This window comes from Luteibacter sp. PvP120 (genome assembly GCF_054055715.1).
Genome location: NZ_JBSRXP010000001.1, coordinates 516,723 through 528,424, shown reverse-complemented (window position 1 = coordinate 528,424; position 11,702 = coordinate 516,723). Strand labels below are relative to the sequence as shown.

The window sequence follows — 11,702 nt, the reverse complement described above, 5'->3', positions numbered from 1 at the left end:
TGGTGGACGCCTGTCTCGGTGGGTGGTTATCGTTTGAACTTGAGGAAGGCGAGGCTTGGCGGCCGTGTCAGTCGCACCGCCCAACCGAAGTTCATACCGTATGCCAGCGTGGATGTTTCTCACAGCAGCCAATCGGCATCCGGGTGAGCTTCTGAACTAGGCAAAAAAAAGGCTCATCGCGGATTGCAGGGGAGGGCTCGCCTTCGGCATCGCGTTGGGGCTTGGAGCTCGGGCGCCTTGGAGCAAGAGCCGGCGGGTGCCACCCTCGGGGCCACGCCTGCGGCGACCCGTCAAGGAAGGGCCGCTCCGCGGCCCTGTACCTGATTCGCGCACATCGTGCGCTCCTACCCGCGCCATATCCGGGTCGGGCTTCGAACGGGGATTTTTGATTCGCCATCCATGGCTCAGCAAAAATGGCCGGCCGTCCTGGCCGGCCCCCTTCGGGCCTTGTCCGTTCGAATCCCTCGCCTGCGGCTACCGACCCCGAGGGTGGCACCCGCCGGCTCTTTCGACGACTGAGGGTGCGTGTGGGAAGAGCAGAGCGAAGAGCCAGGTTTCGCTTCGTGGCTGGGAAAGCTCGCTTGCCTATGGCGCATGGCTTCGTTCGCGTTGGATGGGTTGAGGGTTCGCTGACATCGTCAGCTCCTACAACAGCCCGCATATCGCGCGTCGAGGACGCCACACCTTCCCCGAAACGCCATGCTTTGCCGTGTAGGAGCGCACGATGTGCGCGAATCAGGTACACGGCCGCGCCAGCGGCCCTTCGTTCGGGTCGCCGCAGGCGTGGCACCGAGGGGGCTGCCCGCCGGCTCTTCGCGCCACACCGCACGCCGCGAAAAATTAACCGCTATGGCGAAGGCGACCCATCCCCGGTAATCCGCGATGAACCAAAAAAAACGGGATGTCGCGGCAACGACATCCCGTGGAGGCAACGGCCTCACCTCGTCGATACCCCCGGGCCGCGGAGCGAACCGCGTGGCTTCCGCCACGTCCTTCGTGACATCCTGCGCTGTGCATCCGGTCTTTGTGCGACATCCGTGTCGCCAGCGCCGACGTGCTCCTTGCACGGTCCTTGTCACGTACGTTTCGTTGCGGCTCGGCGGTATCGAGGGTTCAGGCTATCTGCCTGTCGCGCATAAGAAAATAATCCCTTGGTTGTAGGTGCGGGCGTCCATTTCCGGACGCCATTGAACGCGACTTGCCGATGCGGCGGACACCACGCCAGGATGATGCTGGCGACATAGCGCGTTGCCTTCGCGCTGCCGTTTTTGACTGTCCGGTTCCGGACGGTGGTGGGCGCTATTGCACCGCGATCAACCACAAGGCCGCGCCCTGCACCGGTGCCACGGTCCAGTGGACGCGGTAGGTACCGGCCGCGCTGACCTGTCGCCACGCGACCGCACCCTGCACGCCGCTTTCGTCGGGCAACTGCACGAACGCGTCGATCAGGGTGAAGCCGTCGCCCGGGCTGACACGCATGCGCTTGACGCCGCCGTCGCCCCACCAGAACGCCAGCAGCGTGGCCGGACCATCCACGGTCACCGTGCCGCTGGCCACCTGCAGTGCGTCGCCGACGTAGGTGCGCGCAACGGATGCCACGCGCGACGCGTGGCGTACCTCGACGAAGGGCAGGGAGAGTTCGCCTTTTGCCTCGCCGTGTTTGTCGATCGACAGGCTATGTGCCGGGCCGCCCTTGCCGTCGGTGGCGACATAGGCACGCACGGCGAAGCGATCGCCGTAGTTCGCGTAGGTCTGCGGCTGCCCCAACGGCAACCATCGATTGCCGTAGGTGTCGTGCAGCGGACCGTCGTTGCTGGCGTATCCCGCGTTGAACACGAGGAAGAGGCTGCCATCCGGCTGCGTATCCACGGGGGGCGTGGTCGCGGGCGTTACACCCAGCCCTTCGCCCTGGGCGAGGAACACGTGCGCACCGAGGGAAGGACCCGGACGATCGTCGGCGTGCAGGCGACCGCCGCTTGCCACCAGCAACGCGGCCATCCAGAGGGTGGAACGATAGGACGATGTCATGGCTGTTCCCAAAAGTCGTACTTGTCACACGGGCGCGGCTGCGCCACGCTGCATGCCGCGGACCGCCTGCCTGACACACGTCGCGCGCGACGCCTGAAGGGGAATGGCAAGTGGCGGATGAAACCGACTTCGTCGACCTGTATGCGCGGTTGCGGTTGCAGCCCGGTTGCACGTTGGCCGAATTCAAGCAGGCCTACCGGCGACATGTCGCCCAATGGCATCCGGACCGCCGGCGCGAAGGCCATGCGGACGCCCTCGCCACGCGACGCATGCAGCGGCTCACCCGCCAGTACGCCGCCGCCATGGCGTTCCACCGGCGCCATGGACGCCTGCCGGGCGCGCCGCTGCCGGAACGTGGCGCGGTCGCCGTGCCCGAGCCGCTCGCCATCGTCGCCGACGGCGTACCCGAAGCCACGGTGACGGTCGCCGCGGAGTCCTTGCCGACGCGCACGCTGGGCGCACGCTGGTGGTTGTCGATCGGCCTGGTCGGTGTGGCGGTGATGACGTGGTCGCTCATGCCGGCCGCCGACGTGTCCGTCCGCGACAACGAAACGGCCGGGCCCTATGCCCCGGAGCTGCGTACGGCGGTGCTCCCGCCTGTGCGTGTACCCGACCTGGACCTGGGCATGGACGAGGACCAGGTGCTGGCCATCGAGGGCGAGCCGGACCGGCGCGTCGACGACCGCTGGGAGTACGGGCCGTCGTGGGTGAGCTTCGATCGCCACCGGCTGAGCGACTGGTACAGCTCGCCGTTGCGCGGCCTGCATGCAGCGTCGCCTCGTCCCCAGCGGTGACGCGTCGGGGTGCTCAGCGGGCGCCACGGCCGAACAGCACCACTTCCACGGTTTCGATCAGGATCACCATGTCCAGGAAGAGGTTGTGGTTCTTCACGTAGAACAGGTCGTATTTCAGTTTCTCGGCGGCATCTTCTTCCGAGGCGCCATAGGGATAGCTCAGCTGCGCCCATCCGGCCAGCCCGGGCTTGATGCTGTGGCGCAGGCTGTAGTAGCGGATCTTGGTTTCCAGGTCCGAGACGAACTGCGGTCGCTCCGGTCGGGGGCCGACGATGCTCATGTCGCCGCGCACCACGTTCCACAGCTGCGGCAGTTCGTCGAAGCGCAGCTTGCGGCAGATGCGCCCGACCCGCGTGATCCGGTCGTCGTTGCTCAGGGCCCAGCGTGCCACGCCGTCGATCTCGGCGTCCGTGCGCATGCTGCGGAACTTGTACAGCCAGAACGGGCGGCCGTTCTCACCCACGCGTTCCTGCCGGTAGAACACCGGTTGCCCGCGTCCCGACTCCAGGCGGATGGCCAGGGCCACGCCCAGCATGACCGGCCAGAACAACGCGGCGATGGTCAGCGACGCGCCGATGTCGAAGGCCCGCTTGACGAACAGCGCCAGGGGCGAGGCATTGAACCCCGCGGAAAACACCAGCCACGACGGGTCCAGCATGGTCAGTTGCACGCGGCCCGCCTCGCGCTCGACGAACGTGGTGAGGTCGGTGATCTTCACGCCCAGCTGGCGACAGGCGAGCAGGTCGTCCATCGGCAAGCCGCCGCGGCGGTCGTCCACGCCAACGACGATTTCATCCAGCGCCAGGCGTCGTGCACAGGCCGCCAGGGTTTCGCTGGGGTCCAGCAGCAGCTCGGCCGGCACCAGCACGGTCTCGTTCGCGCCGCGCACGTAGCCCAACAGGGAGAAGCCACGACGATCCGAACGCCGGCGCATACGGGTGTGGATCTGGGCGGCACGCTGTCCGGCGCCGAGCACGATCACCCGTCGCTTCAGGGCTTCCAGTTCCACCAGCCGCATGAAGAGCGCACGGAAGGCCGCGGTGGCGAGCAAACCGATCAGCAGGGCCATGCCCAGCACGCCGCGTCCCACGTACGCCTGCGGAATGACGTAATAGCCCACCACCAGCGCCAGGCCGCCGAAAACGAACGCGATGGCGTGGCGCGCCATCTGGCCGCGCCAGCTCATGCGCAACGTGGAACGGTATTCGCCCAGGGCGGCCATGCCCAGGAAGATGACCAGCGCGAACATCGCCGCGCGCATGGTCAGCGTCTGCGTCGATGCGGCCAGGTCATCGGGCGACGGTGCGAAACGGATGTAGGTGGCGACGTTGAGCGACGCGGCGAGCAACAGCAATTCGCAGCAGGCCATCAGGGTCAGCCAGCGCACGATCGGCTGGCGAAGCAAACGCATCATGGTAGTCCCCTTGCATGTCGTCATCGACCTGCCGATGAGCGAAGGCTAGGCATGCCGCGACACGGTGTCGATTGCACTTCCGGTCATCGCGCGGCTAGGCCGTATGGTCGTCCGTATCAGCCCAGGCCGCCGGATTCGCAGGCCTGCAACAGGACGCGCAGGCGGTCGGCCAGGCGCAGGCTGAGCGCGATCAGTGTGAAGGTGGGGAACGCCCAGCCGCCCGTGGGAAACACCGAACTGCCCGCCACATGCAGGTTGCCGACACCGAACACCTTGCAGGCCGGATCGACGACGCCCTGTGCCGGGTCGTTCGCCATGCGCGTCGTGCCCATGTGGTGCGCCGTACCGTGCACCTCCACGGGCAGGTCGGCATCGACGGCCCAGCGTGCCGGTTCGAAGTGGCCTTCGCAGGCCTCGGCCAGGCGATCGCCGGTCAGTCGCGTCAGGGTGCGGTAGGTGTGCCTGTCCAGGTCGGTCAGGCGCCAGTCCACCCGCACACGCCGCAGGCCCAGTATGTCGCGGCTGGCGTCGAGGGTGATCCGGCTGTCGCGATTGGGGGCCTGTTCGAAGAAGCCGACCAGGGCGACCCGTTCGCTGCGCACGACGGGATGGTCGCGGGCCTTCTGCGCGAGCGCCCTCAGCACGTCGCCGAAGTGCAGGCCGAGCCGCAGCGCATGAAGTGCAGCATGCGGTGGCGCGGCGGACGCCGCACTTCGGGGGCCGTTCTGCAGCGCGGCGTTCAGGCGTGCCTCCAGCAAGGCACCCTCATTGTGCACGGGCTTCCTGAGCGAAGCGCGCAGGTCGCGCAGGGCCCGGATGCCCGCAGGCACCTCGCCCTCCATCGCGAACGGATGGACACGTCCGTTCAGTGTGCGATGGCGGCCCTGGGCGGTGGTCGACAGGCCGATCTCCGCCGACAAGGGCGCGCGCTTGTTGCGGATGTTGCGCTCGTAGGGGCGGGACAGGCGGTCGACATGCGGCGAGCGGACGACCCCGAGCGTGCCGCTGGGGTGATCCATGAAATAGCGGCCGACCAGGTCGTTCGCGTTGCCTAGCCCCCCCGGGGTCACGCTGTCGGAGAGCAGCAGGATGCGCGCGTTCTCGATGCCGCCCGCGGCAAGCACGTAGTGCCGTGCGCGGACGCGGCCGCGACGTCCGTCGAGGGAGCCGATGCGCGCCTCCGTGACATGGCTGGCGGTGTCGTTGGCGCGTAGTTCCAGCAGGTTGGCATGCAGCAGCACGGTGACGTTGTCGGCGTGGGCCAGGGTGTCGCGATAGGCCTCGCCGAACAGTACCGGACTGCGCGCGAAGACGTAGTTGGTCATCACCTCCGGATCGAGGTCCAGCGGCTTGCGCGGCGGCGGCCCGTCGAACGTGCCGTCGGTGAAGCCGCGGGCGGGGTCGATCCGGCAGAAATCACGGGCCTTTTCGTACCATGGCGCCAGTTCTGCATGGCGCAACGGCCATCCGCTGTCGGGCACCCAGTCGCGTGGCGTCATGTCGCTGTCGCCCAGCGGAATGCAGCCGCCACCCCACAGCGTGCAGCTGCCACCGAACACGCGCATGCGCGAGCCGGCCGTATCGAAGGGCACGTCGCCCGATGCGCTGCCCTCGTAAAGGGCCTGGCTGCTTTCCTCGCCACGCGTGCCGCCGCCCTCGACGAGACAGACGGTGACCGACGAGCCGACGAACGATCGCGCCATGGCGATGCCCGCGGCACCGGCACCGATGATGCACAGGTCCGCGTGCAGGTCGTTGGGTGCCGACCGATCGAGGTAATCGAGGATCACGGCGCATCTCCAGGGTAAGGCATGGCGGGGGGAGGAGCGTAGCGGCGCGCGTCAGGCGTGGTAGTAACCGCGGTACCAGTCGACGAACTGCCGCACGCCGGCGCGCACGTCCACGCCGGGGGCATAGCCGGTGGCCTGGACCAGGGCCGAGATGTCGGCCTCCGTGTCCGGCACGTCGCCGGCTTGCAGGGGAAGCATTTCCATGTGGGCCTTGCGGTCGAGACAGTCCTCGAGCACACGGATGTACTGCAGCAGCGCCACGGGGGTCTCGTTGCCGATGTTGTAGATCCGGTAGGGCGCCACGCCGCTGCTGCCCGTCTCGGGGTGATCGCCGGACCATTGCGGATCACGCAGGGGCGGGCGGTCCAGCGTGCGCAGCACGCCTTCCACGATGTCGTCGACGTAGGTGAAGCTGCGCGTGTGCCGCCCGTGGTTGAACACCCGGATCGGCTCGCCGGCCAGGATCGCGCGCGTGAACAGGAACAGCGCCATGTCCGGGCGGCCCCAGGGGCCGTACACGGTGAAGAAGCGCAGGCCGGTGCAGGGCAGGTCGTAGAGGTGCGCGTAACTGTGCGCCATCTGCTCGTTGGCTTTCTTCGACGCGGCGTACAGCGTCAGCGGATGCTCGGTGGGCTGCCGTTCCGAGAACGGCATATGGGTATCCGCGCCGTAGACGGAACTGGTGGAGGCGAAGACCAAATGATCCACGCCGTGGTGGCGGCAGCCTTCCAGCACATGGAGGAAACCGGTGACGTTGCTGGACATGTAGACATGCGGGTGCGTGGCCGCGTGGCGAACACCGGCCTGCGCGGCCAGGTGCACCACGCGCTGCGGCCGGTACGTGGCGAACACCGCCTCCATCGCCGTCCGGTCGGAGAGGTCCGCGTGCACGTGCGTATAGCGCGGATGGTCGCCGAAGCGGGCCAGTCGCGCCTTCTTCAGCTCCACGTCGTAATAGTCGGACAGGTTGTCCAGGCCGATCACCTCGTCGCCGCGGGCCAGCAGCCGCATGGCCACGTGCGAGCCGATGAAGCCCGCCGTGCCGGTCACCAGAACCTTCACAGGCGGCCGTCCACCGCAGCGCGCGGCAGCACGTACTTCACGTCGTAGACCACGCAGGCGGCCTTGCCGAAGGCGCGGATGCCTTCCACGCCCCACGCGACGAACTCCCGGTGGGCCACGGCTACCACGACGGCGTCGTAACTGCCCTGTGCGGGCGCCTCCACCGGCACGATGTCGTACTCGTGGCGCGCCTCGTCGGCACGCACCCAGGGATCGTGCACGTCCACGTCCACGCCGTAGCCTTGCAGGCCGGCGACGATATCGACCACGCGGGTGTTGCGCAGGTCCGGGCAATTCTCCTTGAACGCCAGCCCGAGGATCAGCACCCGCGCGTGCACGGGGTTGATGCCCTTGCGCACCATCAGGCGGATGACTTCGCCGGCGATGTACGGGCCCATGCCGTCGTTGGTGCGGCGCCCGGCCAGGATCACGTCCGGGTGGTGGCCGACCTGCTGCGCCTTGTGGGTGAGGTAGTAGGGATCGACGCTGATGCAGTGGCCACCGACCAGGCCCGGGCGGAACGGCAGGAAATTCCACTTCGTTCCGGCGGCTTCGAGCACTTCCAGCGTATCGATGCCCAGTCGGTTGAACAGGATGGCAAGGTCGTTGACCAGGGCGATGTTGAGGTCGCGCTGCGTGTTCTCGATGACCTTGGCCGCCTCGGCCACCTTCAGCGAGCTGGCCCGGTGCGTGCCGGCGGCGATCACCGACCGATAGAGCGCATCCACCGTATCGGCGGTAGCCGGGGTCGACCCGGAAGTGACCTTGAGAATATCGGTCACCCGGTGGGTCTTGTCGCCGGGATTGATCCGCTCCGGGCTGTAGCCGACGAAGAAATCCTCGTTGAACACCAGGCCGGACACTGTCGCGAGGATGGGAACGCACACTTCTTCGGTGCACCCGGGGTAGACGGTGGACTCATAGACCACGATGTCGCCGCGCTTGAGCACCTTGCCCAGGCATTCGCTGGCCATGCGCAGCGGATGCAGGTCGGGCCGGCGTGCCTCGTCGATCGGCGTGGGTACGGTCACGATGTAGATGGTGCAGTCTGCCAGGTCGCCGGGGGTGTCTGAAAACCGCAGCCGTGTCGCGGTGGCCAGTTCGTCGGCATCCACTTCCCGCGTGCTGTCACGGCCTGCGCGAAGTTCATCGATGCGGCGGGAGTGGATGTCGAATCCGAGGGTGGCGTATCGCTTGCCGAATTCCACGGCGAGCGGCAGGCCGACGTAGCCCAGGCCCACCACGCCGATGCGGGCGCTTTGCAGAAGGTCGCAAGGCAACGCCGTGGCTTCGGCGGCAGGTCGTGTATCGTGCGGCGGCTCGCTCGCGGCGATATCGGCCCGTGTTCGGCTTGCGGTATCCATGTAAGCGTCCATCCCCATGCGTGGCCCGGAAAACCCCATGACGGGGGCGACGAAAGGGTAGCAACGCACCCCCGGCTTGCCTGTATGGCTTACGTGGGTGGACAAATGGCCGATGCCGTCAGGCTGAACGGATCGCTAGCGCGGTAGCGATTGTTGTGTGAAGCAAGCGTTTACAAGGCACGGTCACCGCGATATCTTGCCCTTGGTCCCATCGATAGCCGGTGGGCATATGACTACAGCACCCATCTGGTCCACTCATGTCCGCGCGAAGCTATCTGGGCTCAGTGCGCGTGGCCTTGCTGGACGACCATGCGCTCGTCCTCAAAGGGCTGGCCGCGCAACTGGAGACGTCCCCCTCCATCGCCATCCTCGGCAGCTTTTCGAGCAGCCGGCCTTTCCGTGCGTTGCTGGCGGAGCAGCCGGTCGACGTCGTGCTGATCGATTACTCACTCGCTTTCGACGACATCGACGGCGTCGCCCTGATCCGCCTGCTGCGCGCCGGTTACCCAAGGCTGAAGATCCTGGTGGTCTCCGCGCATGACGAAGGCCTGGTGGTACACAGCCTGTTGCAGGCCGGTGCGGATGGTTTCGTCGCCAAGAGCCAGGACCCGGGCGTGCTGGTGCAGGCGATCGACGCGGTGATGACCAACCGCGTGTACCTGCCGCCGCGGCGGGCGGGCGGTTCTGCCGAGACCAGCCTGGTCAAGCTGTCGCCGCGCGAGTGGGAGGTGGTGCGCTGCCTGCTGGACGGCATGAAGGTATCGCAGATCGCCGAGAAGTTCGGCCGCAGCATGAAGACCATCAGCGCACAGAAATCGGCGGCGTTCCGCAAGCTCGACATCAAATCAGACAATGCGCTGTACAAGATGGAGGATTACATCCGCGCATTGGGTACCGATCCTCCATGATGCGACGGATCGCATGGACCCTCGCTGGCTGCCTGTGTGCGGCGCTGGCGATCGCACAGGACGTGCCCGACGCTGAAGCGCAGCGTCGCTGGGTCGGTGCGCATCCCGTGCTGCGCATCGCGCTAGACCCCCAGCTACGCGCCGACGTCGGTGCCGGCAACGCGAATCCGCTGGTCAATGGATACCTTGCGCTGTCGGCGCGCCAGGCGGGGATGCGCTTCGAAACGGTGCGAACGGCCTCGTGGGCGGAGTCGGTCGCCGCTTTCAAGGCGCATCGGGTCGACGTGCTGCCTTCCACCTCCGATCGCCTGCTCACCGCCGACCTGGGCACATCCGCGCTGCTTTCCTCGCCGTTCTATGTCGGTCGCACGCTGATCGTCACGCGGACGGTGGGGCCGGCCACGATGGACCTTTGGCACCTGCAGGGCCGCACGGTGGCCTTCAAGGGCGGTGGCCAGTACGAGGCCTGGCTGCAGCGCGAGCACCCCTCGATCACGCGGCTGCCCCTGGCGGACATCCACCAGATCCTGGCGGCGGTGGAGAGCGGCATCGCGGATGCGGCCATCGGTATCGACGTGGCCTACTACCCCATCGTTCGCCGCGACTACGCGCAGAGCCTGCGCGTGGCGGGCACGGTGCCGGAGATGGCGGTGTCGGTGCGCGTGGCCGTGCAGCGCGACGAGCCGGTGCTGCTGACGATCCTGGAACAGAGCATGCGCGGCCTGTCCACGGCCGACAACGAGGCGGTGATCGAGCGCTGGCTGGAGACCGCCTACCTGCGCGCGCCGACGTGGTCGCAGGTGCTGACCACCTATCGCGTCGAAATCGGCCTGGGCGCTGCCCTGGTCGCGGCGTTGGTGTTCGCGCTGTGGCAGCTGCGCCGCGCCCAGCTGGCATCGCGGCGTGGCGAGCAGCAGAAGACGATGCTGCTGGCGGTGATGAGCCACGAAGTACGCAATGCGGTCAACGCGGTGACGTCGTCGATCGACCTGATGGCGCGACAGCCGCAGGACGGGCCCCAGCGCGACCTGCTGGCCATTGCGCAGGTCAGCAGCCGCAACCTGCAGAACCTGCTCAAGAGTGCGCTCGATTACACCCGCTCCGAGGTCGAAGGCTTCACCCCCGATCCAGTGCCCTGCGACGTGCAGGCCGTGGCGCGCGAGGCCATCGCCTCGCAGCGGCTGGCCATCGAGGCCAAGGGCCTGGAGGTTCGACTGGACTTGCCGATGGGGCCGTTGCCCTGGCTGCTGGTCGACGAGGTGCGCGTGCGGCAGCTGCTGGAAAACCTGTTCGCCAACGCGGTGAAATTCACCGAACGCGGGCATGTCGGCATCGCGCTGTGGCAGGGCGCCGGTGACGATGCCGATGGTGTCCGCCGCCTGGTCATCGAGGTGTTCGACACCGGCATCGGCGTGTCGTCGAGTCGCCAGCGGCAGTTGTTCGTGCCGTTCGCCCAGGCACGCGGACGCCTTGACGTACGCCTGGGCGGCACCGGGCTGGGCCTGGCGATATGCCGCGACATCGCCACCCATCTCGGTGGTCGCCTGGAGTTCAACAGCGAAGCCGGCGTGGGCACCGCCGTGCGCGTCGAGTTGCCGACCAGCCTCGTGCCGACCACGACACCCGTGCCGGCCACCGGCGCCGGCGACGAGCGCTCGCCCGAACGGGCTGGCGGCATCGTGCTGCTGGTGGAGGACCATCCGGCCAACCGGCAGATCATCGCGGCGCAGTTGAAGTTCCTCGGCTACGCCACGGAGGCCGTGGATCACGGGCAGGCCGCCATCGATACGTTCGTGCCGGGTCGTTTCATCGGGGTACTGCTCGATTGTGAGCTGCCCGACATGCAGGGCTACGATATCGCCGCCGAACTGCGCGCCCGTGAGATCGAGGCGGGTGTGGCACCGACGCGCTTCGTCGCCATCTCGGCCAACCAGGGCGTGGAACACGTACGGCGCTGTGCCCAAAGCGGCATCGACACGGTGCTGGGCAAGCCGCTGTCGCTGGATGCGCTGAAGACGGCCCTGGCGACACCCGTGCGAACGCCGGCGGAGCAGGGCGACGATGCCCCGGCCACCGCCGACGCGCTGCATGCGACCTTCCGCGACGAAACCCGCCACGACCTCGATGTCATTCGTCGAGCCCTGGCCGATGGCGAACTGTCCCTTGCGCGACATCACGTCCATCGCGTGCGTGGCGCGGCGCTGGTGTGCGGTGTCGATGCGATCGAGGCGTTGGCCGGCGACCTGGAGGACACGCTCGATGCCGGAGGCGGCCTCGACGAGGCGCAACCGTTGATCGAGGCGATCGGCCGGCACCTGCGCTGACGTGACCCGCCCGTGTCG

At 67.6% G+C, this 11,702-nt stretch carries 8 protein-coding genes; 3 read left to right on the top strand and 5 right to left on the bottom strand.

The features are described 5' to 3' along the window. Positions 1-1,299 precede the first annotated feature (1,299 nt). A complete protein-coding gene (locus tag ACVKN3_RS01925; RefSeq protein ID WP_354512826.1) occupies positions 1,300-2,028 on the bottom strand; it encodes a hypothetical protein in 729 nt (242 codons plus the stop codon). 110 nt (positions 2,029-2,138) lie between these two features. Between ACVKN3_RS01925 and ACVKN3_RS01920 the strand changes: the two genes are divergently transcribed. Beyond that, entirely contained in the window at positions 2,139-2,822 is a 684-nt protein-coding gene (locus ACVKN3_RS01920) for a J domain-containing protein (protein ID WP_285401717.1), read from the top strand. A 13-nt stretch (positions 2,823-2,835) separates the two neighbouring features. On the opposite strand, the gene ACVKN3_RS01915 is transcribed toward ACVKN3_RS01920, so the two are convergent. The 4 genes from ACVKN3_RS01915 to tviB all read right to left on the bottom strand — a co-directional run bounded on the left by ACVKN3_RS01915 (position 2,836) and on the right by tviB (position 8,353). After that, a complete protein-coding gene (locus ACVKN3_RS01915; RefSeq protein ID WP_354512828.1) occupies positions 2,836-4,236 on the bottom strand; it encodes a TIGR03013 family XrtA/PEP-CTERM system glycosyltransferase in 1,401 nt (466 codons plus the stop codon). A 116-nt stretch (positions 4,237-4,352) separates the two neighbouring features. Next, positions 4,353-6,026, bottom strand: a complete 1,674-nt coding sequence (locus tag ACVKN3_RS01910) for a GMC oxidoreductase (protein WP_354512830.1) — start codon at positions 6,024-6,026, stop codon at positions 4,353-4,355. A 51-nt stretch (positions 6,027-6,077) separates the two neighbouring features. After that, positions 6,078-7,088 (bottom strand): NAD-dependent epimerase, encoded by a 1,011-nt coding sequence (locus ACVKN3_RS01905; RefSeq protein WP_354512831.1) that lies wholly within the window; start codon positions 7,086-7,088, stop codon positions 6,078-6,080. Then, positions 7,085-8,353: a Vi polysaccharide biosynthesis UDP-N-acetylglucosamine C-6 dehydrogenase TviB gene (gene tviB, locus ACVKN3_RS01900; protein ID WP_354513381.1), complete on the bottom strand. Its 1,269-nt coding sequence runs from the start codon at positions 8,351-8,353 to the stop codon at positions 7,085-7,087. Before tviB ends, ACVKN3_RS01905 begins: the two co-directional genes overlap by 4 nt. A 356-nt stretch (positions 8,354-8,709) precedes the next feature. Between tviB and ACVKN3_RS01895 the strand changes: the two genes are divergently transcribed. Together ACVKN3_RS01895 and ACVKN3_RS01890 are read left to right on the top strand one after the other, a co-directional pair. Continuing rightward, positions 8,710-9,360: a response regulator transcription factor gene (locus tag ACVKN3_RS01895; RefSeq protein WP_285401723.1), complete on the top strand. Its 651-nt coding sequence runs from the start codon at positions 8,710-8,712 to the stop codon at positions 9,358-9,360. Beyond that, the gene (locus tag ACVKN3_RS01890; protein WP_285401725.1) at positions 9,357-11,684 is read left to right on the top strand and encodes an ATP-binding protein; all 2,328 of its coding nucleotides are present in this window, start codon (positions 9,357-9,359) and stop codon (positions 11,682-11,684) included. The genes ACVKN3_RS01895 and ACVKN3_RS01890 overlap by 4 nt, the downstream gene beginning before the upstream one ends. Positions 11,685-11,702 lie beyond the last annotated feature (18 nt).

What these genes read in the sequence shown, in the direction of transcription:
- ACVKN3_RS01925 (WP_354512826.1), bottom strand. Translation starts at nt 2,028, where the DNA reads ATGACATCGTCCTATCGTTCCACCCTCTGGATGGCCGCGTTGCTGGTG.
- ACVKN3_RS01890 (WP_285401725.1), top strand. Translation starts at nt 9,357, where the DNA reads ATGATGCGACGGATCGCATGGACCCTCGCTGGCTGCCTGTGTGCGGCG.
- ACVKN3_RS01895 (WP_285401723.1), top strand. Translation starts at nt 8,710, where the DNA reads ATGTCCGCGCGAAGCTATCTGGGCTCAGTGCGCGTGGCCTTGCTGGAC.
- ACVKN3_RS01915 (WP_354512828.1), bottom strand. Translation starts at nt 4,236, where the DNA reads ATGATGCGTTTGCTTCGCCAGCCGATCGTGCGCTGGCTGACCCTGATG.